The organism is Serratia sp. N21D137 (assembly GCF_047530005.1).
Lineage (GTDB): Bacteria > Pseudomonadota > Gammaproteobacteria > Enterobacterales > Enterobacteriaceae > Chania > Chania fonticola_B.
Genome location: NZ_JBLJAJ010000027.1, coordinates 19,392 through 42,899, shown reverse-complemented (window position 1 = coordinate 42,899; position 23,508 = coordinate 19,392). Strand labels below are relative to the sequence as shown.

Annotated in this window: 21 protein-coding genes and 1 pseudogene; 11 read left to right on the top strand and 11 right to left on the bottom strand. The window is 57.4% G+C overall.

All coding sequences use genetic code 11. The features are described 5' to 3' along the window. Positions 1 to 13: 13 nt before the first annotated feature. From ACMV5H_RS19170 to ACMV5H_RS19155, 4 genes and pseudogenes are all read right to left on the bottom strand, one after another. Positions 14 to 1,339 carry a lysine N(6)-hydroxylase/L-ornithine N(5)-oxygenase family protein gene (locus tag ACMV5H_RS19170; RefSeq protein ID WP_209523802.1) on the bottom strand — a complete coding sequence of 442 codons (1,326 nt, stop codon included), beginning with the start codon at positions 1,337 to 1,339 and terminating at the stop codon, positions 14 to 16. After that, a complete protein-coding gene (iucC, locus tag ACMV5H_RS19165) occupies positions 1,336 to 3,084 on the bottom strand; it encodes an IucA/IucC family protein (RefSeq protein ID WP_115158552.1) in 1,749 nt (582 codons plus the stop codon). The genes ACMV5H_RS19170 and iucC overlap by 4 nt, the downstream gene beginning before the upstream one ends. Then, entirely contained in the window at positions 3,081 to 4,031 is a 951-nt protein-coding gene (locus ACMV5H_RS19160; RefSeq protein WP_179253331.1) for a GNAT family N-acetyltransferase, read from the bottom strand. The genes iucC and ACMV5H_RS19160 overlap by 4 nt, the downstream gene beginning before the upstream one ends. Continuing rightward, positions 4,028 to 5,758, bottom strand: a pseudogene (locus ACMV5H_RS19155) (IucA/IucC family protein). The gene ACMV5H_RS19160 and the pseudogene ACMV5H_RS19155 overlap by 4 nt, the downstream one beginning before the upstream one ends. Before the next feature lie 133 nt (positions 5,759 to 5,891). Here ACMV5H_RS19155 and ACMV5H_RS19150 point away from each other — a divergent pair. Further along, complete coding sequence (locus ACMV5H_RS19150) at positions 5,892 to 7,118, top strand: MFS transporter (RefSeq protein WP_115158555.1); 1,227 nt, start codon at positions 5,892 to 5,894, stop codon at positions 7,116 to 7,118. A 1-nt stretch (position 7,119) separates the two neighbouring features. Further along, a complete protein-coding gene (locus ACMV5H_RS19145; RefSeq protein ID WP_115158556.1) occupies positions 7,120 to 7,998 on the top strand; it encodes a siderophore-interacting protein in 879 nt (292 codons plus the stop codon). Here the strand turns inward: ACMV5H_RS19145 and ACMV5H_RS19140 are convergent. Together ACMV5H_RS19140 and ACMV5H_RS19135 are read right to left on the bottom strand one after the other, a co-directional pair. Next, on the bottom strand, positions 7,995 to 8,285 hold the full coding sequence (locus ACMV5H_RS19140; RefSeq protein WP_115158557.1) for a type II toxin-antitoxin system RelE/ParE family toxin: 291 nt from the start codon (positions 8,283 to 8,285) through the stop codon (positions 7,995 to 7,997). The genes ACMV5H_RS19145 and ACMV5H_RS19140 overlap by 4 nt on opposite strands. Next, on the bottom strand, positions 8,273 to 8,551 hold the full coding sequence (locus ACMV5H_RS19135) for a CopG family ribbon-helix-helix protein (RefSeq protein ID WP_021181943.1): 279 nt from the start codon (positions 8,549 to 8,551) through the stop codon (positions 8,273 to 8,275). Before ACMV5H_RS19135 ends, ACMV5H_RS19140 begins: the two co-directional genes overlap by 13 nt. 166 nt (positions 8,552 to 8,717) lie before the next feature. Between ACMV5H_RS19135 and ACMV5H_RS19130 the strand changes: the two genes are divergently transcribed. From ACMV5H_RS19130 to hpxK, 3 genes are all read left to right on the top strand, one after another. Continuing rightward, positions 8,718 to 9,557, top strand: a complete 840-nt coding sequence (locus ACMV5H_RS19130; RefSeq protein WP_021181942.1) for a MurR/RpiR family transcriptional regulator — start codon at positions 8,718 to 8,720, stop codon at positions 9,555 to 9,557. Between the two features lie 191 nt (positions 9,558 to 9,748). Beyond that, entirely contained in the window at positions 9,749 to 10,990 is a 1,242-nt protein-coding gene (locus ACMV5H_RS19125) for a pyridoxal-phosphate-dependent aminotransferase family protein (RefSeq protein WP_414822293.1), read from the top strand. After that, a complete protein-coding gene (gene hpxK, locus ACMV5H_RS19120; RefSeq protein WP_115158559.1) occupies positions 10,990 to 12,309 on the top strand; it encodes an allantoate amidohydrolase in 1,320 nt (439 codons plus the stop codon). The genes ACMV5H_RS19125 and hpxK overlap by 1 nt, the downstream gene beginning before the upstream one ends. Here hpxK and ACMV5H_RS19115 read toward each other — a convergent pair. Next, positions 12,252 to 13,025 (bottom strand): amidohydrolase, encoded by a 774-nt coding sequence (locus ACMV5H_RS19115; protein ID WP_115158560.1) that lies wholly within the window; start codon positions 13,023 to 13,025, stop codon positions 12,252 to 12,254. The genes hpxK and ACMV5H_RS19115 overlap by 58 nt on opposite strands. Next, positions 13,013 to 14,170 (bottom strand): pyridoxal phosphate-dependent aminotransferase, encoded by a 1,158-nt coding sequence (locus ACMV5H_RS19110; protein WP_115158561.1) that lies wholly within the window; start codon positions 14,168 to 14,170, stop codon positions 13,013 to 13,015. Before ACMV5H_RS19110 ends, ACMV5H_RS19115 begins: the two co-directional genes overlap by 13 nt. 105 nt (positions 14,171 to 14,275) lie before the next feature. Here ACMV5H_RS19110 and ACMV5H_RS19105 point away from each other — a divergent pair, with 105 nt between their 5' ends. The 3 genes from ACMV5H_RS19105 to ACMV5H_RS19095 are packed head-to-tail and all read left to right on the top strand — an operon-like array spanning position 14,276 to position 16,115. Further along, positions 14,276 to 14,890 carry a methylthioribulose 1-phosphate dehydratase gene (locus tag ACMV5H_RS19105; protein WP_021805604.1) on the top strand — a complete coding sequence of 205 codons (615 nt, stop codon included), beginning with the start codon at positions 14,276 to 14,278 and terminating at the stop codon, positions 14,888 to 14,890. Further along, positions 14,887 to 15,573, top strand: a complete 687-nt coding sequence (gene mtnC, locus ACMV5H_RS19100) for an acireductone synthase (RefSeq protein ID WP_115158562.1) — start codon at positions 14,887 to 14,889, stop codon at positions 15,571 to 15,573. Before ACMV5H_RS19105 ends, mtnC begins: the two co-directional genes overlap by 4 nt. Then, a complete protein-coding gene (locus ACMV5H_RS19095) occupies positions 15,573 to 16,115 on the top strand; it encodes a 1,2-dihydroxy-3-keto-5-methylthiopentene dioxygenase (protein ID WP_021805602.1) in 543 nt (180 codons plus the stop codon). The genes mtnC and ACMV5H_RS19095 overlap by 1 nt, the downstream gene beginning before the upstream one ends. Before the next feature lie 11 nt (positions 16,116 to 16,126). On the opposite strand, the gene mtnA is transcribed toward ACMV5H_RS19095, so the two are convergent. After that, entirely contained in the window at positions 16,127 to 17,155 is a 1,029-nt protein-coding gene (gene mtnA, locus ACMV5H_RS19090) for an S-methyl-5-thioribose-1-phosphate isomerase (RefSeq protein ID WP_414822292.1), read from the bottom strand. A 143-nt stretch (positions 17,156 to 17,298) separates the two neighbouring features. Here mtnA and mtnK point away from each other — a divergent pair, with 143 nt between their 5' ends. Further along, a complete protein-coding gene (gene mtnK / locus ACMV5H_RS19085) occupies positions 17,299 to 18,498 on the top strand; it encodes an S-methyl-5-thioribose kinase (RefSeq protein ID WP_115158564.1) in 1,200 nt (399 codons plus the stop codon). A 75-nt stretch (positions 18,499 to 18,573) separates the two neighbouring features. Here the strand turns inward: mtnK and fadE are convergent, their stop codons facing one another. Beyond that, positions 18,574 to 21,030 (bottom strand): acyl-CoA dehydrogenase FadE, encoded by a 2,457-nt coding sequence (gene fadE, locus ACMV5H_RS19080; RefSeq protein WP_037375284.1) that lies wholly within the window; start codon positions 21,028 to 21,030, stop codon positions 18,574 to 18,576. A 256-nt stretch (positions 21,031 to 21,286) separates the two neighbouring features. Here fadE and lpcA point away from each other — a divergent pair, with 256 nt between their 5' ends. Next, positions 21,287 to 21,868 carry a D-sedoheptulose 7-phosphate isomerase gene (lpcA, locus tag ACMV5H_RS19075; protein WP_021181931.1) on the top strand — a complete coding sequence of 194 codons (582 nt, stop codon included), beginning with the start codon at positions 21,287 to 21,289 and terminating at the stop codon, positions 21,866 to 21,868. 84 nt (positions 21,869 to 21,952) lie between these two features. Then, positions 21,953 to 22,753 carry a class II glutamine amidotransferase gene (locus ACMV5H_RS19070; RefSeq protein WP_024483642.1) on the top strand — a complete coding sequence of 267 codons (801 nt, stop codon included), beginning with the start codon at positions 21,953 to 21,955 and terminating at the stop codon, positions 22,751 to 22,753. Here the strand turns inward: ACMV5H_RS19070 and dpaA are convergent. After that, a complete protein-coding gene (gene dpaA, locus ACMV5H_RS19065; RefSeq protein ID WP_021805598.1) occupies positions 22,691 to 23,461 on the bottom strand; it encodes a peptidoglycan meso-diaminopimelic acid protein amidase in 771 nt (256 codons plus the stop codon). The two genes, ACMV5H_RS19070 and dpaA, sit on opposite strands and share 63 nt — an antisense overlap. Between the last annotated feature and the right edge of the window lie 47 nt (positions 23,462 to 23,508).

Genomic DNA, 23,508 nt, shown 5'->3' with positions numbered 1-23,508 from the left:
AACGTTTCCATGGTTAGTTAAAGTTAAAGATGGCGTCGTGTGCAGTTTGGGCGGTGACCGCTGCCTGCTGGCTACGCCATTGGATCACAGCCGGGGTGGACGTTAAGTCGAACTGGTCGCGTCCTAATGCCCGGTTGAGAATACGGGCCGAACGCCAGGCCATCAGGCTGAGCTGGGGTTCGGCAATGCCATGACTGTGCATGCCGGCGTTGACGGCAAACAGACAGTTTTCGCTCGGACCCTGCCATTCCAGGGTGAAATCCGGCGTGATGCGATACTCATCGTTCGCCGTGGTCAACAGGCGATTGGCTAGCGGTGCGAGAAACGCCGGGCGGTCTTGCTGATAACCGGTGGCGAAGATCACCACGTCGCAGTCGAAGGTTTCCTTGCCCTGATCGAGATGGTGATGGGTGACCAGCTGATAGCCATTGCCGGATGCGTGCATCGCGGCCAATGAACGGCTAGGCAGCAGGTGGGCCCAAGGCTTTTCACGTAACACTTCAAAGCGGTGATACATCGCCCGGTAAATCGCCAGCAGCGATCCGCTGGTGATGCCGTCCGACGTCATTTTCTGCTCGGTCAGCATGCGCTGTTTGGCGCTGTCGCTCAGGGTGTAGAAGCTTTCTACATATTCTGGCGTGAAGTATTCATTGGCGAAGGCGGCCTCATCCAGCGCGTTGTAATTGTTGCGGCGCGAGATCCAGTTCAACTGCTTGGGCTGGCCCCACTCGGCGCGGAAAATATTCAAAAACAGATCGGCACCGCTTTGGCCGCCGCCGATAACGGTGACGCGTTTGCCGGTAAGATCCGGGTTACGCAGGCTCATTTCGCTGGCATGGAAGCAGCGATCGTTCTGCTCGCTGACGCAGTCCGGCAGCTTGGGGCGTTTGCCTATCCCCAAGCAGATATGGCGAGCCCGGTAGACATCACGCTGGGTGGTGACAACAAATTGGCGTTGCTGGTCGTCAAAATCCACGCTGCGGATATCTTGGCTGAACTCGAGCGTCTCCAGCCCGTTAGCCGCCCAATCGAGATAGTCGGCGAACTCTTCGCGGGAGACCGTGCGCTGCTCGGTGGTCAGGAAACGGTAGAACTTCTTCCTTTTCACCAGGTAGTTGAGAAAGCTGTACGGGTTAGTCGGCGAAACCGCGCTGACCAGATCCTTGAGGAAACTGGTCTGCATATGGCAGTCCGGCACCATCATGCCCGGGTGCCAGGAGAAGTGCGGTTTGCGTTCGAAAAACTTGCTGTTAAAGCCGGTAACCTCACTGCCAAGTGCGGCAATGCTCAGATTGAATGGGCCGACGCCGATGCCGATGAAATCCAGAGGCTGATTCATTGGGCAAACTCCTTGGAGACCAAATAAAGAGGGTTATCCAGATCTTGCAGATAGTTCGGCAACATGCGGCTGCCGCCATCCTGCTCTGAATAGGTGAGTTTCACCGGGTTGAGTACCACGCGAATAATCTGTGGTTTGAAAAGGTCGAACAGGGCAAAGCGGTCGGCCAGCTGCGGATGCTGCGCCATATAGCGCTCCAGCACCTGTGCCAGCACTTGATAGAAACGCGGTTCGCTTATGCCGCAGCCGCTCATCAGCGGCGAAATGAAACGCAGCACGGTGACGAAGTGCCCGGTTTGCAGGTCATGGATCAGATAGTCGGCAGGCAGGCGCACCGTGACGTCTTTTACCACCTGCGGCAGTGAAGAGGCCTGTGGGAAGTCCTGATCTACCAGGCGCATATCGCCCTGGAAATCTTTTAGCAGCACGCGTTGCGGCACATGGTCTTTCATCACTAATGTGATGTTCTGGCCGTGGGCGATCAGCGCCACCCCGTAGCAGCACATCAGGTGGTACATCGGCAGCACTACCGCCTGGAACATCTGCGCTAGCCACGCCTCTGCGCTCAGGCCAGAACGGGCGATGTAGGCGGCGATCAGTGGTTCACCCTGATTGTCGGTTTCCATCAGCGTTGCCATCAGGATCGCCTGTTCGCCCGGTTGCAGATAACAGGACGGATTTTCACGCCAGATCACCCCGAGCATTTCCTGATAACGGTACGGGGCCTTGGGCAGCGCCCCGTAGGTTGGGTGGGCCAGATAGCCGGCCGCCGGTTCACCCAGGATCTGGGCGCCGCTGGCCTGCAAGGTGCTGTCACCGGCGAAAATCTGCTGTAACCAGCGTGAAGCCGCAGGCCCGGCGCTGATGTACTTGCCCGGAATGCCGCGATAGCAGGAGGTGTTGTAAATGGTCAGCGGCAGCTTGATATCGAAGGGCACCCGGCGGCTGGTATTGGTCAAAGTGCGCAGGGACTGCTGAGCCAGATAGCGATCGCCAAACTCGCCCAGCTCAACCAGTTCACCGCTGGCCAGTTGTGGCAGGAAATGCAGCGCAATTTTTTGCTGCCATTGCCATGGGTGCAGCGGCACCGGCAGCCAGTCGTTGTCCAACTTCAGGTCGTGCCAACGGCGGTCAAAGCGTTGGCGTTCCCCGCTGTCCATCGCGCTGTTGAGCAAGTTTTCTAGCGGGAAGTCCTCGTCAATGCACCAGACAAAGCTGCTGCGTTTGGCGGCCACCCAGTGCAGCTGGAACTGGCCCTGATATTCTGGCGCATATTGTTGCAGCGCCGTCAGCCCCCAGCCACGGCGCCCCTTGTTGAAGACGAACTTCGGGTGGCCTGCCAGCAGGCATTGCAGCGCGTCGGCATCCAGCGCAATCAGATCGTTGGCGCTCATCCCGTGGCGAGCGGTGAGTAACTGCATGTCACCGCGTAGCGTGGCATACAAATCTTCCAAATGTTCGGCGATCTGCGCGTCGCCCATCTTCAGCACCTGCGCCAGTTGCCGCAGCGTTTGATCGGCGGCCAGCGGCAGGCGATCGCAGCTCAGGCTGTTGGTGTCGATGTGCAACCAACCCCAGATCCCGCGTTTGGCGTTAAAGCTGTAAGTCGCGTCACCGAGGGCTATTTGCCATTGGCCGCCGTGTTCCTCGGCCTGCAAGGTGCGCTCGTACTCCAGTTCCGCCAGGATTTTTGCGGTCATTTGCAGGTTAACGCGTTGCCAATCGGCGTAATCGTGGCGGCTCATAGCTGTCCCTCGCGGAAGAAGTCATCACGCTGGTTCACGATCAGCCGTGAACGTTTGTGCGGGAAATCAAACTCTTTCAGCGTGTGGTAGCCAGCGGTGGGCAGATGGCGGAACAGCCGCTGATTGTCTGCGCGTGGCTCGGCCACGACGCGAGTGGTGCGGGGTTCATCCAGGTATAAATAGTGGGTCAGGCCACGTAGCCAGCTGCGGATGTACTGCGCGCCACGCCAGTCCTCTTCACCGACCAGCATGTGCAGGCCGCGATCGAACGGCTGCCAGCGATAGTGGCGGCCAATGCGATCTTCGGGTGCCCAGTAAACTTCGAAATAGCCAAACGGCTGGTCGTCAAAGCAGCCCAGCAGCGGGTAGCAATAGCTGGAATCTAGCTGGCGCTGTAAATAGGCGGCCTGAACCTCGAGCGGACCGCTCATTTCCCAGAAGGCGTCAACGCGGGGGGAGTTCATCCAACGGGTGAACTGCTCGGCGTCGCGCTCCACCTCTGGCAAACGGAAACTCAAGCTGCGTTTGATTTGTGGATCGTAGCGGCGATAAACCTCACCGCTGGGTCTGGCAGGGCGCTGCGGGAACCACAGCTCGCGCTCGGCGTCGTATTGCATCTGGCCGCCAGCGGTTTGGCGTTCAGCGATCAGCCACAGCGGCAACTGATAGAAGGTTTCACGGGCCAGGTAATCACCGCAGGCCTGGGCGAACAGTGCCAGAGCCTGTGGTTCCTCGCGCCATTCGGCATAGGGCAGGGCAATGCCGCTCAGCTGTGGAGCCGCGATCAGCAACTGATCCAATGCCTGGATCAACCAGCCTGCCGGTAGTGAGCCTGGATAATGCAACGCAGCGCTGCCGTCCAATCCCAGGCTAAGGGACAGGTTTTTCCCCAGCAGTTCGCAGCGGAATCCGCTGGTGGCGTGAACAATCTTGGCAACGGGCATCATTGGGCGGCCTCCACGCGCAGCGGATTGGTGAAATCAAAGTAGATCACCGCCGGATCGACAATGGTGTTCTCATTGTGATCGTGCAGATAGCAGAAGAAGTTGCCCTTGCAGTTCCAATGTTGGCTGTCGAGCACATAGTCCAGGCAGCGGGTATTTTTCGCCGTGTTACGCAGCGTGGTTAACGCATCCCGTACTCGTCTCATCAGGCTCTCTTCACTGTCGAATCCTGCTGCCGCCATTGCGGCGGTCACGGCCAACGTAGAATTCACCAGCAGGTAGTAAGGGAAGTAGCGCAACAGCTGCTGCTCGCTAAAGCGGTTCTCCGCTTCGGCTTCGCCGATTTCATCCAACCAAGGCGTGGCATCGCGGGTAAAGCCGCTGCCCTGACAATCGCGGTACAGCATGCCCACCGGCAAGTCTTGCTGCATTTCCACCAGAATGTTTTGCTGATGGGCCAGCAACACCAGGCCGTAGTCGGCTTCGGCGCTGAACAGCGGTAGCAGCACCTGCTGGCAGTAAGCATCCAGCCAGCAATGGGCGGCCTGCTGCAACGGTAAGTTCAGGCGGGCAGCCAGGCGGCGCACTGCCGCAGCTAATAGGCTATCGCCACCGTCTGGCGCTGCCTGTGTCAGGGTAACCAACACGTTGGTCTGGTTCTGTGCCTGGCCGAACAGCAGGTTATCGCGCAGCGCCATCAGGCTCTCTTCCTGGATCGTGCCGTCTGCGGAACGTAACCCGGCCCAGCCATCTTCCTGCATCACACGCATCGTTGGGTAACGAGCTTGCAACACCTGCCAGCGGGAGGTCTGTGCCAGGCGTGCCAGACGCATGCCACGCTTCACTTCTTTGACCGACAGGGTACGCACCGAGTTGGTTAACCGTACGCTAAGGGAAAACTTGATCATGTCGCGGCTGCCCGCGTGATACAGCGAACGTGAAGAGCTGGTTGGCAGCCAACGCTCACCGGCCTCACCCAGATCGCTCAGCTTGTGCTGTTCGACCAACTCGCGGCACCAGCTTTGTGCCAGCAGATAATCGGCCTGCCACGGATGCATCGGCAGCAGCCAGACGTCATCGGTAAAATGGCCTAACAACTGCGGCGCGCTTTCTGCGGCAAAGCGCTGCAGGCGCTGCTGTAACGTTAGATCCAGGCTGTCACCACACAGGTGGTGTTTATCTACCGCAAACCAGCGTAGGGGGAAGCTGCCTGCGAAATCTGGCAGATAGCGCTGTGCCTGCTGCTGATCGAAGGGCTCATGGGATTTCGGAGCCGGGTGGAAGGCATGGCCAGCTAATAACCCCTGTTCTGCCTAGGCAAAGTTCAGCGGCTGGTCACGTAGCTTTGGCCAGTCCAGCCGGATGGCGATCGCCTGTTGGGTATTGTCATGACTTTCCAGCACTCGCTGGCGAAAGCGTGCCAAAACCTCCTCACCCAGATGGCCTTTTATCGCCGGTTTGGCCAGCAACAACGTAACCAACCGCTCAAAACTCAGCGCTTCACCGTTGCCATTCAGGCTGGCGGGGAACTGATATTGATGATGTTGGGTTGGCGAGATGTGCCGTAATGGAATGCGAATGAACTGGCTATCCGAAAGTGGGAGATGTAGCTGAGGTTGTTGGCTATCGGTTGCCGGAACGATGTGCCAGTCCCGGGTTTCACGCATTAGTGCGTTGAGGAAACATTGCGCTGCCACATCGGTTGCTGCGCTTGCTAACTGGATGGTCATGACCCTTGTCACTCTGGAGCGATTGAGAATGATTCTTATATCAATAGTTCTTATTATTATCAATCACCGCATGATACAATTTTTTGATTAATTACACATAAAAACATCATTTTTTTAACGGTTATTTTACTTAATGCGCTTATTTTCGGGTTCAAAAATCGTTGCAATTGGTAATGATTCTCCTTCAAACTGGCCGCTGGCGTTTTGTGCCGGGCTATTGGGCATTGGGCAAAATGGCTTGCTGGTCGCCTTACCCGTGTTGGTCAGCCTGACCCAGCTCTCGCTGTCGGTGTGGGCTGGCTTGCTGACGCTGGGATCGATGTTATTTCTGGTCGGCTCTCCCTGGTGGGGGCGACAGGCAGAAATTCGCGGCTGTAAATACGTGGTGCTTATGGCCCTGGCGGGTTACCTGCTCAGCTTTGTGTTATTGGCCTTGGCCGTGTGGGGGCTGGCTGCTGGCTGGCTGCCTGAAATGGCGGGGCTGGGTGGCTTGATTGTGGCGCGCATTATCTACGGCCTGACGGTATCGGGCATGGTGCCCGCCAGCCAGACTTGGGCGCTGCAACGCGCTGGGTATGAACAACGTATGGCGGCGTTGGCCACTATCAGTTCCGGCCTGAGCTGTGGCCGGTTGCTTGGCCCGCTGTGTGCGGCCCTGGCGCTGTCTTTGCACCCGATGGCTCCGCTGTGGTTGATGGCGATTGCGCCGTTGATCGCGCTGTTGGTGATCTGCCGCCAGCATAACGATCCTCCGCTGCCTGCTGTGGCACATCAGCAAAACCGCCTGCGGCTGACGATGATGCCCTATTTATTGTGTGCGTTGCTGCTGGCGGGCTGTGTCAGCCTGATGCAGTTGGGCTTGGCTCCGCATTTGCAGCAGCTGTTCAGTCATTCGGCGACGACCGTCAGCCACCATGTGGCGGTATTGCTCAGCGTGGCGGCAGGTTGCACGTTGTTGGCGCAGTTTTTGGTGGTGCGACCGCAGCGCCTTACTCCGCCGCAGCTACTGATGGTTGCCGCTTGGTTGATGATCGCTGGCTTGGGGCTGATGTGTACCGCTCCGCTGGCGCTGTTTTATCTTGGCTGTGCGCTGGCTTCGTTTGGGGCCGCGATGGCGACGCCGGGCTATCAACTGATGCTGAACGATAAGTTATCTACCGGCAAAGGGGCGGGAGCGATCGCCACCAGCCATACGCTGGGCTACGGCGCGAGCGCGCTGATGGTGCCGGTGGTGAGTAAATTTTACGGTGAGTCGCAGTTGGTGGCGGCGGCACTGGTAGCCGCCGTCCTGTTGGGCGGCATTAGCAGCTGGCTATGGTGCCAGCATCGAATGGCAGACATTGCACGGGAGAGTGAGTGATATGTCCGCAAGCTATCGCATCTTTGATCTTACCTTGAAGCACAAGGAAAACGTTTCCCCCTCGCTGCTGCGCTGCGTGTTTACCGGCCCAGAGGTCCAGCGCATGAAGTTGGAAGCCCCGGATCAGCGGATCAAGCTGTTGTTCCCGGTAGTGGAAGGGCCGATCCAGCCGTTGGCGAATAGCGACGATTGGTACCGTAACTACATGGCGATACCGAAGGAGCAACGGCCCGTGATGCGTACCTACACGTTGCGGGCATTGCGTGCTGCTGAGAATGAAATGGACGTGGAGTTCGTGCTCCATGGCATTAATGGCCCGGCCTCTGCCTGGGCAACGCATGCCGTTGCGGGAGATAAACTGCAGGCTGTAGCGCCGAATGCCGATTTTGCTGAGGACAGCGGCGGCTATGAGTGGGCCCCTCCGGCGCAAACCCGGCAGGCGCTGCTGATCGCCGATGAAACGGCACTGCCGGCGGCGATGGGTATCCTCGAGCAGTTGGCGCAGCAGGTTAACCCGCCGCGTGTGCAGGCTTTCTTCGAAGTGCCGGTAGCGGGGGACTGCCTCGATATGGCGCACTTCCCGTTTGCCGAGGTTTACTGGCTGCCACGGGACGTTGGGCATCAGCAACTGCATGGCACGCTGCTGGTGGAGGCGGTGCGTCAGCGAGTTAACATCCCTGCCTCGGCACGGGCTGAAGCGCAGTCTCTGGCTGAAAACAGCCTCGGCGGGGATTTGCTGTGGGAGCGTGCCGAAGGGGCTAAGACCTTTTACGCCTGGGTGGCTGCGGAGTCTTCGGTGGTGAAAACGTTGCGACGATACCTGATTGGCGAACGCGATCTGGACCGTTCCACGGTGAACTTTATGGCGTACTGGTGCTAGTAATCCGCTTCAAGCTGATGGCGCACCGCCAAGAGCACGGCGACTGTGCCATCAAAGTGATACAGTACCACGTAGCCGCTGCTGCCAAATTCAATAGGCCATTCGCGGTATTGGTGAGGCATCTCCTCCACCGGACGACCTACCTGTGGTTGTAGAGCCAGAATTTTTACGCTACGGCGGATCTTGCTGATAGCGCGCTTTGCCGTGTCGCTATCCTTTTCTGCCAAAAAAAGGTATAGCCGTTGCACATCAGCTAATGCCGCTGGTGACCATTTTAATTGTGACACTCCGGGATCTCCGTATCATCGCCTTTTTCCAGATTAGCCAGCCAGTTATCGGCTTCTTCCTGGGTTAGATGTTTACCATCAGCTTGATAGGTTTCCCATGCTCGCAATGCATCATTGCGTAGCGCTTCGCGTTTTTCTTCACGCTCGACATATTCCCGGATCGCTTCACGCATAATCCAATGAGCTGTACGCTGGCGTGCTAGGGCAATTTGCTGCACACGTAGCTTAAGTTCTTCATCGATTTTAATTGACGTCGCGGTAGCCATAAGTCGTCCTCAGTCGTGAAAGGTAATACCTTTGGCTACTATAAATTCTTTTATACTCCATTGTCTAGTTTTTGAGCATGCATGACTATCCAAATTTCAACGCTGGCAGCCGCTTTGGCTGCTGTGCTATGTTCCGCTGAAACAAAAGTTACAGCGGAACATGGCAATGAAACAGATTGATGAGCGCTTGCGCAGCGAATATCCGCAATTGGCCCCTCAAGAGCAGCGGGTGGCCGACTTTATCTTCGATCACTTTGACGACCTGATTAGCTATAACAGCACCGAGTTGGCGCGCCTGAGCGGGGTGTCCAAGGCCACGGTCAGCCGTTTGTTCAAACGCCTGGGCTATGCCAGCTATCGCGCAATGCGTGACGAGCTGCGCACCCTGCGCCAAAGCGGTATGCCATTGACCGAGAACCGTGACGCGGTGCAGGGCAATACCTTGCTGGCTCGCCATTACCAGCAGGAAATGGCCAATCTGACGCACTGGGTGCAGCAGATTGATGCGGCACAGTTTGGCGCGGTGATCGCGGCCATGGGGCAATCCCGGCGGCTGCTGCTGTTGGGGATGCGCAACAGTTATCCCGTCGCGATGCATTTGCGCCAGCAACTGATGCAGGTACGTGAGCAGGTTTTGTTAATACCGCAGCCGGGCCAGACCTTGGCCGAAGATCTGGTGGATCTGGGGCCACAGGATATGGTGGTGGTAGTCGCGTTTCGCCGCCGTCCACGCCTGGCGCGAGAGATATTGCAACAGTTGCAGATCAAGCAGGTGCCAACGTTATTGATCTGCGAACCACAGGCCCAGGCGCTGATCCCGTTGGCTAGCTGGCATTTGATGACGCCGCTCGATAGCGTCTCGGCGTTTGACAGTTACTCCAGCGCCATGAGCCTGGCGAGCCTGCTGAGCAATGCGTTGCTGCATGACAGGTTGTCGCAAGGGCGGCAGCGTATTCATCAGGTCGCCAATCTGTTCAGCGATCTGGAGGAGTTGGAGCAGCGCTGAAGCGTTGGTTTTCACGCGGCTAAACGGGCGCTGCATGCTGCGTCTGTTGATTCTTTAGTTGCAGATAAATAATTTAAGAATCTTTTGTTTCATCCTTTCTCGCTTGGCGATAATCTAGCAATAACAAAAAACCGGCCGGTCGCAGACGTAGCAATCTCCAGGCTAAGTTATTAAGTTGACAAGGAATGAACATGCTAGCTATCAACCAATTCGATCAAATCAATCCACCGCACCGCCTACTGATGGGCCCAGGGCCGATCAATGCCGATCCGCGTGTGCTGCGTGCCATGTCCAGCCAGTTGATTGGCCAATACGATCCGACCATGACCGGCTATATGAATCAGGTGATGGAGCTGTATCGCGCCCTGTTCCGCACGCAGAACCGCTGGACGATGCTGATAGACGGGACTTCGCGTGCCGGTATCGAGGCGATGTTGGTCTCTGCCATTCGGCCTGGCGATAAAGTGCTGGTGCCGGTATTTGGCCGTTTTGGCCATTTGCTGTGTGAAATCGCCCGCCGCTGCCGTGCCGAAGTACACACCATCGAAGCGCCTTGGGGTGAAGTATTCAGTGCCGATCGGATCGAGGATGCGATCAAAAAAGTACGGCCACGCCTATTGCTGACGGTGCAAGGAGATACCTCCACCACCATGCTGCAACCGCTGGCAGAATTGGGGGATATCTGCCGCCGCCACGGCGTCCTGTTCTATACCGATGCTACCGCCTCGTTCGCCGGTAACGAGTTGGAAACCGATGCCTGGGGTTTGGATGCGGTGTCAGCAGGGCTGCAAAAATGCCTCGGTGGCCCTTCCGGCAGTTCTCCAATCACCCTTAGCCCGCAGTTTGAAGAGATCGTGCGCCGCCGTAAGTGCGTTGAAGAAGGGATCCGTACCGTCGATCATGCAGACGGGGACGACGAGATGATCTACTCCAACTATTTCGATCTCGGCATGATCATGGATTATTGGGGGCCGGAGCGCCTGAATCACCATACGGAAGCCACCAGCATGCTGTTTGCTGCACGTGAATGTGCACGGGTGATCCTGGAGGAAGGGCTAGATAACGCTATTGCCCGCCATAAATTGAATGGCGCGGCGATGTTGGCCGGGATCCAGGGAATGGGGCTGGAGGTCTTTGGCGATATCGCTAACAAGATGAACAACGTGCTGGGCGTGGTGATCCCGCAGGGCATCCATGGCGAGCAGGTACGCCAGATGATGCTCAATGACTTCGCCATCGAAATCGGCACCTCGTTTGGCCCGTTGCAGGGCAAGATCTGGCGGATTGGCACCATGGGGCATAACGCGCGGAAAGACTGTGTGTTGCAAACGTTGGCCGCGCTGGAAGCGGTACTGCACCGTCTCGGTTTTGTTAGCCCGCAGGGTGAAGCTATGCAGGCAGCATGGAACATTTACCAGGCCGAGCAGAACTGATGGCAATGCTGCTGACCCCTCTGGAAGCGGAACGAGCCGCGGCCAGAGTGATGGCTCGCTGCGACGAATTGGCGGCCATCAGCAGCACGCCAGGCCAACTGACGCGGGTTTATCTCTCCCCAGAACATTTACGCGCCAACCAGCTGGTTGGGAATTGGATGCGTGAGCTGGGGATGGAGGTCTGGCAAGACGGCGTGGGCAATATCTGCGGACGTTACGAAGGGCGGCAACCGGCCGCACCGGCGCTGCTGCTGGGCTCTCATCTGGATACGGTGCGCAACGCGGGGCGCTACGATGGCATGCTGGGGGTTTTGACCGCGCTCGAGGTTGTCGCCTTGTTGCATAGCCGTAATCGGCGTTTGCCGCAGGCGATCGAGGTGATCGGTTTTGCCGACGAGGAGGGCACCCGTTTTGGCATTACCTTGCTCGGCAGTAAAGGGATCACCGGTCAGTGGGCAGAGGATTGGCTGGCATGTACCGATGCTGAGGGCATCAGCGTGGCCGAGGCTATGCGTGAGGTGGGCCTTGATCCTGCGGCTGTGGGTTCTGCCGAGCGTGCACAAGACTCGATCTGTGCCTATCTCGAACTGCATATTGAGCAAGGGCCTTGTCTTGAGGCCGCCGGTCAGGCTCTGGGAGTGGTCACGGCGATTAACGGTGCGCGCCGCCTCAACTGTACCTTTACCGGACATTCTGGTCATGCAGGGACCGTGCCGATGGGGCAGCGTCAGGATGCGCTGGCTGCCGCCGCTGAATGGATGGTCACGGTTGAGCGGCACACCATGGAATACGATCCGCATGTGGTTGCCACGGTCGGTCAGATCGAAAGCTTTCCGGGAGCAGTTAATGTGATCCCTGGGCAGGTCAGGTTATCCCTCGACGTTCGTGGCCCGCAGGATGTGCCGCTAGACGCGTTGCTGGCCGAATTACTGGCACATGCGCAGAACATTGGCGCGCGTCGCGGAGTCGGCTTCGACAGCGAGGAGTTCTACCGTATACCGGCTACCGCTTGTGACCCTCAGTTGCAGCAGCGTTGGTATGACGCGGTAGTGCAGGTACAAGGGAGCAGCCCGATGTTGCCTAGCGGTGCGGGGCATGATGCCATTGCTGTCGCCGCCCGTTGGCCGGTGGGGATGCTGTTTGTCCGTTGTGCTGGGGGGATCAGCCATCATCCTGATGAGGCTGTAACCCCCTGCGACGTAGCGCAGGCAGTTCAGGCTTATTGCCAAATCGTGGCGAATTGGCCCGCGATATCCCCTACTCAGTCATGCAGTTGGAAGCCATCCGCATCACGCCAGGCAGGGAACGCGTTGCGGTAGGTTTGTAGCGTTTCCAGCGAAAGCTCGGCATCCAGCCTCGCCGCCTGGCCTGGTTCTGCGCTGGCCAACCGTTCCCCTTGCGGGCTGATAATCAGGCTGTCACCGCTATAATTCAGGCCGTTACCGTCCTCGCCCACTCGGTTGCACCCGGCCACGTAAATCTGGTTTTCAATCGCCCGTGCTGCCAGCAGCGTTTGCCAGTGCATACTGCGCGCCGCAGGCCAGTTGGCCACGTACAGGGCCAGATCGTAATCTTGCTGATAGCGTGACCATACCGGGAAGCGCAGGTCATAGCAGATCTGCGGCAGGATACGCCAGCCGCGCCATTCGAAAATGATGCGCTGTTTCCCTGCCTGATAGTGTTGGTGTTCACCAGCCATGCGGAACAGATGGCGTTTATCATAGCCATGCACCTTGCCGCCGGGCTCCACCAGCAGGAAACGGTTAACCGCCCCTTCGGCCGTTTTCAACGCTACGCTGCCACCCACCAAGGCGTTGGTTTTCACCGCCCAAGTGTGTAACCAGTCAATCACCTGTTGTTCAGGCAATGCGCTTTCCCCGGCATCCATCGCAAAGCCGGTAGTAAACATTTCCGGCAGTACAATCAGATCGCGGCCGGTCATTGAGGGCAACAAGGCATCGAAATGGCGCAGATTGGCCTCACCTTGGCGCCAGACCAGCGGTTGCTGCAACAGGGTGATTTTTAGAGTCGACATAGGCGCTCCGCAGCGGCATCCAGCGTAGCATCTTGCTTCGCGAAGCACAGCCGGATCAGTTTATGGGGGAAAGGATCTGCACAGAAAACGGACAGCGGGATCGCCGCCACGCCTGCGTGCTCGGTCAGCCAATGGCAGAAGGCGACGTCATCCAGATCGGAAATGGCGCTGTAATCGGCCAGCAAGAAGTAAGTGCCTTCACAGGGCAGAATTTCCAGCCTGCTGTTAGCTAACGCCTGCACAAAACGATCGCGTTTGGCTCGGTAGAACGCGGGTAGCTGCTGCCAGTGTTCTGGCTCATTGCGCAGCATATCGGCCAAGGCTAACTGGGCAGGGGTGTTGATCGAGAACGTCAGATACTGGTGAACCTTGCGCACCTCGGCACTTAACGCTGCCGGGGCCACGCAATAACCCACTTTCCAGCCGGTCATATGGAAGGTTTTGCCAAACGAGGAAACGGCGATCGCCCGCTGACGCAGTTGCGGATGGGCCAGCACGCTGGCGTGCCCCCCTTTGGCAAAACAGATATGTTCGTAAACCTCATCGCTGAGGATATAGATTTCACGATCGGCGATGGCGGCCCATAGCTGCTGCATATCCTCTGCCGACCAGGCCGTGGCGGAGGGGTTCTGCGGAGTGTTGAGGATCACCAGCCGCGTGCGCGGTGAAAGCTGTTCGGCAAACCGTTGCCAATCGACCTTGAAGGCTGGCGGTTGCAGGGCAATGCGTTGCAGAACGCCGCCGGAAAGCTGTACCGCCGGGGCATAGCTGTCGTAGCTTGGGTCGAAGCAAATCACTTCATCGCCGGAGCGTACCAGGGCGCTGATTGCAGCGAACAACGCTTCGGTTGCACCCGCAGTGACGGTCACTTCACTATTGGCATCGGGTTGCCAGCCGTAGAGCTGAGCGGTTTTTTCCGCAATGGCCTCACGCAGCGGCGCTGCGCCCGTCATCGGTGCGTATTGGTTTGCCCCCTGGCTGACGTGCCAGCTCAGGCGCTGTTTTAAATACTCCGGGCCATCAAAATCCGGGAAGCCCTGCGACAGGTTAATCGCCTGATGCTGCTGCGCCAGAGCGCTCATCTGGGTAAAGATGGTGGTGCCGAGGTCGGGTAACTTGCTGGCTGGGACAGGTGCGGTACTCATTCAGGCTCTTTCTCCTGGCGCTTATGTTGCGAATAATATAGCACGATGTTAATGTTTAGCAATCAAGACGTTTAGACGTCCGTAGCCATCAGGAAACAAGACGGAATGACAGAAAACCCGCAATTATCTGCCCTATTGGCCGCCTGCCACTGGATCGGTGAGAAAGGCTGGTGCCCGGCAACCGGCGGCAATATGTCGCTGCGCCTTGATACCCAACATTGCCTGGTAACCGAGTCCGGCAAAGACAAGGGCAGCCTGAGCGAACAGGATTTATTGCTGGTGGAAACGGCAAACAACCATGTCCCCAGCGGCCGTACGCCTTCGGCGGAAACCGGCCTCCACACGTTGATCTACCGCCTTTATCCCACCGTCGGTGCCATCCTGCATACCCATTCGGTCAATGCCACCGTGCTTTCCCGTGTGGAGAAAAGTGAAGCGCTGGTGCTGCAAGGGTATGAAATGCAGAAATCCCTTAGCGGGCAGAAGAGCCATCTCGACAGCGTCAGCATCCCCATTTTTGATAACGACCAGGATATTCCGGCGCTGGCTGCGCGTGTTGCCGCATATGCCGAGGTAACGCCCTTGCAGTACGGTTTTCTGGTGCGCGGCCACGGCTTGTATTGCTGGGGCAAACAGGTGGAGGAAGCGCGCCGCCACCTTGAAGGGCTGGAATTCCTGTTCCAGTGCGAACTGCAACGCCGTTTACTGGAGGCTAAATGATCCGCGCCATCGTCACCGATATTGAAGGCACCACCAGCGATATCCGCTTTGTGCATCAGGTGCTGTTCCCCTATGCCCGTGAGCGGCTGGGGGAGTTTATCCGCAGCCATGCCAGCGACGCCGAAGTTGCGGCTCCGCTGGCGGCATTGCGTGCAGAGATTGCGCAGCCGGACGCCGATAATGAGCGGCTTATTACCACCCTTTATCGCTTTATGGACGAAGATCGCAAATCGACCGCGCTGAAGGCCTTGCAGGGCATTATCTGGCGCAGCGGTTACCTGAACGGCGATTTTCAGGGGCATCTCTACCCGGAGGTGGCCGAACAGCTGGCCGCTTGGCAGCAGCAAGGATTGAAACTGTTCGTCTATTCCTCCGGCTCGGTTGAAGCGCAAAAGCTGCTGTTTGGTTACAGCGATGCGGGCGATCTGCAACCGCTGTTCAGCGGTTACTTTGATACGCACGTGGGGGCCAAGCGTGAAAACCAGTCGTATCAGAATATCGCTAAGGCTATTGGCCTGGAGCCAACTGAACTGTTGTTCCTGTCCGATATCCATCAGGAACTGGACGCGGCGCGGCTGGCAGGTTGGCATACCTGCCAACTGATCCGTGACGCTGCCGATCCACAAAGCCAGCACCGGCAGGTTAACCGTTTTGATCACATCGAGTTAGGGGAGTTTGTCTAATGAGTGGATTGACCATTTTTAGCGATAAAGAGCCGCAGCAGCCGTTATGGCAGAGTCAGGATGCACAGGCTATTCAGCAGCAGTTGGCGCAGATTGGCGTACGTTTTGAGCGTTGGCAGGCCGATCGTGAGTTGGGCGAGAGCCCACAGCCAGAAGCGGTGATTGCCGCCTATCAGCATGAGATCGACCGGCTGGTGGCGGAAAAGGGCTACCAGAGCTGGGATGTGATCAGCATGCGTCCGGACAACGCCCAGCGTGAAGTGCTGCGGGAAAAATTCCTGGCCGAGCATACTCATGGCGAGGATGAAGTGCGCTTCTTTGTTGAAGGGGCGGGGCTGTTTTGCCTGCATCTCGAAGGCAAAATCTTCCAAATCCTGTGCGAGAAAAACGATCTGATCTCGGTGCCAGCCAATACTCGCCACTGGTTTGATATGGGCTCGGCCCCCAACTTCACCGCCATCCGCGTATTTGATAATCCGGAAGGTTGGGTGGCCCATTTCACCGGCGACCAGATTGCCGAGGCATATCCAAAGCTAGATTGAGGGGCAAAAGGTTATGCCAATGCGCGCTGGAAAATGCCGTCGGCAACCTGCTCTGGCGTAATGACGCCGCTATCCAACACCCAGCCGCTGATTAATGCTGCTGGAGTGACATCGAATGCCGGGTTATAGGTTGGCGCATTGAGCGGTGCCCACTGGCAGGAACCAAAGCTACCGCTGACCCCCGTCACTTCCTCTGCCGCGCGCTGTTCGATAGGAATGGCCGCACCGTTCGGGCAATGAGGATCGTGCGTGGTGTGTGGGGCGGCTACGTAAAACGGAATACGGTGGTAATGGGCCAGCACCGCCAGGCTGTAAGTGCCGATTTTATTGGCCACGTCACCGTTGGCCGCAATGCGGTCTGCGCCTACCCAGACGGCATCGACCTGGCCCGTAGCCATCAGGCTGGCGGCCATGGAATCGCAGATCAAGCGGTAAGGAATGCCCAGCTCACCCAGTTCCCAGGCGGTAAGGCGGCCCCCTTGCAGCAACGGACGAGTTTCATCGACCCAAACCTGGGCGATCTTGCCTTGCTGATGCGCTCGCAATAGAACGCCAATCGCCGTGCCCACGCCCGCCGTCGCCAGTCCCCCGGTGTTGCAATGGGTGAGCAGGCGACTGCCCGGTTTCACCCACTCGGCCCCGTTATCGGCGATGCGATCGCACAGGGTCCGATCTTCCTCTACCAGGCGTAGCGCCTCTTCGGCCATCGCGCTCACCCAATCTGGTTGTGCCAAAGCCTGCTTCATACGATCCAGATTGTTCATCAGGTTCACCGCGGTCGGGCGTGAGGCGCGTAGCGTCTGTAATGCCTGCTCCAACTCTGCCTGCGACAGGCCACGCTCGGCCAACAGGGCGAGCAGCAGGCTGGCAGACAGCCCGATCAACGGTGCGCCACGCACCCGCAGGGCGCGGATATGCCCAACCAATTCGTCCACGCTGTCGCAGGGCAGCCAGCACGTTTCCTGCGGCAAAGCTTGCTGGTCGAGGATCTGGAGGCGGTTGTCTTGCAGGCTCAGGCTGGTGGTGTTAAGTACTTGCATCAGTGGTTAAATCCTTGTGTGTTTCTTATTGCATCTGTGAACCCATTCTGCCAACATGACATCCGGATGTATAGACGTCCAAACGCTTTTGCGGCTAAAAATAAAAAAATCATCGCTATGGGAAAGAACAGAGGGGTTGGGGGATGTCACAATATCGTACGTTTACTGCTGCCGATGCCGTTGAATACGCGCGCCAATATGGTCAACTGGCCGATCCACAGGCGCTGGTGAGCGCCGACGAGATCGGCGATGGCAATCTGAACCTGGTGTTTAAAATCCGTGATGCTGACGGCGTCAGCCGGGTGATTGTCAAACAGGCGCTGCCGTACGTGCGTTGCGTGGGGGAATCCTGGCCGTTGACGCTGGATCGGGCGCGTATCGAAGCGGAAACGCTGCTGATCCACTGGGCGCTGTGCCCGCGCCACACGGTGCAGGTGCTGCATCACGATCCTGAGCTGGCGGTGATGGTGCAAGAAGATCTCTCTGACCATCACATCTGGCGCAGCGAACTGGTGAAGGGGCGTTACTATCCGCTGGCTGCCGGGCAACTGGCGGAATACCTGGCGCAAACGCTGTTCCACACCTCTGATTTTTACCAGACCGCACAGCTGAAAAAGGCCGAAGTCAGCCGTTTCACCAACCCGGAGCTGTGCCAGATCACCGAAGATCTGTTTTTCAGCGATCCTTACCAGGATCATGAGCGTAATCAGTTTGACGAGGCGCTGTTGCCGCAGGTGCAGGCGCTACGCAATGACGCGGCGCTGAAGTTGGCGGTGGCCGGGCTGAAACATCGTTTCCTGAGCAAGGCCGAAGCGCTGCTGCACGGTGATATTCACAGTGGTTCGATCTTTGTCGCGGAAGGCAAGCTGAAGGCGATCGACGCCGAGTTCGGCTTCTACGGGCCGATCGGCTTTGATATTGGCACTGCATTAGGCAACCTGCTGCTGAACTATTGCGGGTTACCTGGGCTGTTTGGCCCGCGTGATGCGGCGGCTGGGCGTGAGCAGCGGTTGCAGGATGTGCGTGAGCTGTGGCTGATCTTTGCCGATCGCTTTCTGGCGCTGTGTCACCAACATAGTCGTGATGCAACGCTGGCGCTGCCGGGCTATGCCGAGCAGTTCCTGCAACAGGTATGGACGGATGCGGTGGGCTACTGCGGTACGGAGCTGATACGCCGTACTATCGGGCTGGCGCACGTGGCCGATCTGGACAGTATCACCGATGTGGAAATGCGTGCCGAATGTCAGCGCAACGCCCTCAATCTGGGCCGCGCGCTGATCGTCAACGCGCCGCACATAGAACACATCGATGCCTTGCTGGCCCGTATCCGCCAACATGGCTGAGCCAATCTGAATCTGCAATGAAAAAGGGACGATCCTTAACGGTATCGCCCCTTTGGCATTTACGGCCGCTGAACGTTATGCAGCTTCAGTCTGCTTCTGGCGTTTTTCCAGCTTTACGGGCTTTACCGGCTGCTGCGCCGCCAGCGCGTCTGGCGCAAAGTCATCAACGTTGATTGAACGCAGACGGCTCTCTTCCGCTTTCACCAGGATCTTGGCTTCGTCGGCGCTGATTTTGCCTTCATCCAGTGCACGCTGTGCCAGACGATCCAGACGGGTGAACGGCAGGTTCTTACCCGCTTGCTTGCACAGGCGCTGGTGGATAGGTTCTGCGGCTATCACGTCCAGCAGCGCGGCTTCCAGCAGGCCAACCGGGTTATGCTCGCTTGGCGTCAGGTATTGGCCACGGCCAAGGCGGCTACGGGTGGCAGAAGGCTGTTGGATAATCTTCGCCAACTGATGGTCCAGCTTATCCGAAGGTGCGGTATGCACGCGACCGAATGGGAACACCACCAGGCGCATCACCCCGGCGATAAAGCGGTTAGGGAAGTTGCGCAGCAAATCGTCCAGCGCTTGCTCTGCCTGGTTCAGGCTGTCTTGCACGCCCCAGTGAACCAATGGCAGATCTTCTTTCTGACGCCCTTCATCTTCAAAACGTTTCAGCGTGGCCGAGGCCAGGTACATCTGGCTCAGCACGTCACCCAGACGGGCAGAGATACGCTCGCGGCGCTTCAGGCTACCGCCCAGCACGCCCATGGAAACGTCAGACAGCAACGCCAGGTTGGCGCTCAGACGGTTGAGCTGCTGATAGTAGCGGCGTGTAGCATCTTTGGTTGGCGTGCTGCTGGTGCGGCCATTGGTCAGGCCAAGCCACAGGCTGCGCATTTTGCTGCTGCCGACGTGGCCGAGGTGGCCAAACAGCGCCTGGTCGAAGCTGTGCAGATCGTTGTTCTGGGCGGCGGCCATTTCGGTCAGTACATAAGGATGGCAGCGGATCGCGCCCTGGCCGAAGATCATCATGGTACGGGTCAGGATATTGGCACCTTCTACCGTGATGGCGATTGGCGCGCCCTGGTAGGCACGGGCCAGGAAGTTGGCTTCGCCCAGCATGATGCCTTTACCGCCGGTGATATCCATCGCATCAATGATGGCCTGCTGGCCACGGTGGGTACAATGGTATTTCACGATGGCAGACAGCACCGCAGGTTTTTCGCCCTGCATCAACGCATAGGTGATCAGCGAGGCGGCTGCATCCATTACGTAGGTGTTACCGGCAATACGTGCCAGTGGTTCTTCAATCCCTTCCATCTTACCGATAGAGATTTTGAACTGGCGGCGAATATGGGCGTAAGCACCGGTCGCCAAAGCCACCGATTTCAGGCTGCCGGTGGAGTTGGACGGCAGTGTGATACCACGGCCAACCGACAGGCATTCAACCAGCATCCGCCAGCCTTGACCGGCCATTTTTGGCCCGCCAATGATGTAATCGATCGGCACGAACACGTCGTTGCCGCGGGTTGGGCCATTCTGGAACGGCACGTTGAGCGGGAAGTGACGGTTACCGATCTCTACCCCTGGGGTGTTGGTTGGGATCAACGCACAGGTGATCCCGGGGGATTCGTTATCGCTCAGCAGGCGGCTTGGGTCATGCAGCTTGAAGGCCAGCCCCAGTACGGTGGCAATCGGCGCCAGGGTAATGTAGCGCTTGTTCCAGGTCAGGCGCATGCCCAGCACCTGCTTGCCTTGCCATTCGCCCATGCACACGGTGCCTACGTCCGGGATGGCCCCAGCGTCGGAACCTGCTTCTGGGCTGGTCAGGGCGAAACAAGGAATTTCGTCGCCGCGCGCCAGGCCTGGCAGATAGTGATCTTTCTGTTCTTCAGTGCCGTAATGTTGCAGCAGTTCGCCTGGGCCGAGGGAGTTAGGCACGCCGACGGTGATCGCCAGAATACCTGAGACACCCGCCAGTTTTTGCAGGACGCGGGCCTGAGCATAAGGGGAGAATTCCAGCCCGCCGTACTCTTTCTTGATGATCATCGCAAAGAAGCGGTGCTCTTTCAGATAGGCCCACAGCTCCGGCGGCAGATCGGCCAGTTCGTGGGTGATCTCGAAGTCATTGGCCATGCGGCAGGCTTCTTCTACCGGGCCGTCGATAAAGGCTTGCTCTTCTTCCGTCAGCTTAGGCTGCGGATAGTTGTGCAGCTTGTTCCAATCCGGTTGGCCGCGGAACAGATCGCCTTCCCACCAGGTGGTCCCGGCGTCGATGGCTTCTTTTTCCGTGGTGGACATTGGCGGCATCACTTTGCGGAAAGCGCGCAGTGCAGGGGCAGAAAGCAGCGAGCGGCGCAGCGAAACGATGTTCAGCGGCAGCAGCACGATTGCCAGCGGTACCAGCATCCAGTAGGTCCAGAGGCCGATAGCGCCCATGGCCGCAGTAAAGGCCAACAGCAGCAGACTGCTGAGAGCCAGGTTCACTCGGTGATAAAACACCACACCAATGAGCGCGAGTAGAACAACGATACTAAGAACCATCATAAGAAGCTCCGAAGTAGTAAGAGGTCTGACCTGTTGTGTATATCTAATGGTTTTAGTCCATACCCATTTTTTTATCAATGTATTTACACTTTAATTACAACTTAAGTCACAAACTGACAGCATCAATTGTCAAAAAATCGCCGGGTCGGTTCACACTAGCGCTGTTTGCTTCGCAACGCTTCTAGGTTTTTCTGCAATCCGTTACACTGCAAGACGAAAGATTGACGATGCCACCGCACAACTTGAGGCGATCTCTATGTACCACGATTTAATTCGCAGTGAACTGAATGAAGCGGCTGATACTCTGGCGAAATTCCTCAGCGATGACGCCAACATTGATACTATCCAACGCGCGGCAGTGCTGCTGGCGGACTCCTTTAAAGCCGGCGGGAAAGTGATTTCCTGCGGTAACGGTGGCTCGCATTGTGATGCGATGCACTTCGCAGAAGAGCTGACTGGCCGCTACCGTGAGAATCGCCCGGGCTATCCGGCCATCGCGATTTCTGACGTTAGCCACCTGTCCTGCGTCAGCAATGATTTTGGCTATGAATACGTGTTTTCCCGCTATGTGGAATCCGTAGGCCGCGAAGGCGACGTGCTGTTGGGGATCTCCACCTCCGGCAACTCTGGCAACATCATCAAAGCCATTGAAGCAGCCCGTGCCAAGGGGATGAAAGTGATCACCCTGACCGGCAAAGACGGTGGCAAAATGGCCGGTAGCGCCGACGTGGAAATCCGCGTACCGCACTTTGGCTACGCCGACCGTATCCAGGAAATCCATATCAAAGCGATCCACATCTTGATCCTGTTGATCGAAAAAGAGATGGTTAAGGCTTAATAGCGAGATCAGCATTAAATCTAGGGCGTGGCTTAAAGCTGCGCCCTTATACCAATGTCAGTAGTCCTCAAGGGGTGGCAATCGATGTGTGAACTGCTCGGGATGAGCGCCAACGTACCAACCGACATCTGCTTTAGCTTTACCGGGCTGGTACAGCGCGGTGGCCGAACCGGGCCACATAAAGATGGCTGGGGCATTACCTTCTATGAAGGCAACGGTTGTCGCACATTCAAGGATCCCCAACCCAGCTTTAATTCACCTATTGCCCGCCTGGTGCAGGAATACCCGATCAAGTCCTGTGCCGTGGTCTCCCACATCCGCCAGGCTAATCGCGGTGAAGTGGCGCTGGAAAATACCCATCCCTTTACCCGTGAGCTGTGGGGCCGCAACTGGACTTACGCTCACAATGGGCAACTGAAAGGCTATCGCCAACTGGCGACCGGCAACTTCCGCCCGGTAGGGCAGACCGACAGTGAATATGCCTTCTGCTGGCTGTTACACCAGCTGGCACTGAAATACCCACGCACTCCCAGCAACTGGCCAGCCGTATTTCGCTATATCGCGTTATTGGCCGACCGGCTCAGAGAGAAAGGGGTATTTAATATGCTGTTGTCAGATGGGCGCTTTGTGATGGCCTATTGCTCCACCAACCTTTACTGGATCACCCGGCGAGCACCGTTTGGCAAAGCCACCTTGCTCGATCAGGACGTAGAGATTGATTTTCAGCGGCAGACCACGCCGGATGACGTGGTCACGGTCATTGCGACTCAACCGCTGACGGGCAATGAAACCTGGCACAAGATTGCACCAGGCGAGTTTGCGTTATTTCACTACGGTGAGCGGCTGGCTGCGGGCGAACGGGTTGTTGCTGGTCTCAATCGTTGAGGCGTACTGCGTTGGCTGACCGCTGCCAATCACCGGCTGTGCCAACACATATTGGCCGTTGGCTACGCTAACCAGCGGCGGCTGACGGTTTTTGACGAAGTAGTCATAACCCGGTTTCAACTGACGCCAGAAGCTGATGTAGGTAGAAGAACGGTGGCGTTGCAGATTCTGTTCGGTCATGCGGAACGGATAAATGCTGATGTCCACCCGGCTTTGCCCATGGGCAAACGCCGCCTCAACGTAACGATAGATATCGTCCATATAGGTGTTGGTCATCGCGTAGCAACCAATCGATTTGCATTCCCCGTGGATCATCAGATAGGCACCGGAATATCCCTGCGCTTTATCGTAATCATTCGGGAAACCGATATTGATGGCGCGATAATATTTGCTGTCTGGTTTCAGATGGCGGGTGTCGACGCTATAAAAGCCTTCGGGGCTTTTAAAATCCCCTTCACGGCGCTTCGGACCAAGCCCTCCGGAGAAGTTACAGATAGGAAAGCTATTCACCAGACGGAATTCGTTACCCATCTTGGCGTACAACTCCAGCTTGCGTTCTTCTTTGAATATCTGGATATAGACCGGTGAACCTAATAACTGCTGTGCAACCAAAGGGGACTGGGGAGCCGGGGCTGGCTCACTGGCGCTGCACGCCGTGATCAGCGGCGTACAAAATAGCATCGCAAACAACAGCGCGATTTTGCTCATTCTTAATTTATCCTGCTTATATTTATTTGCTGGTGTAGAGAACGTAG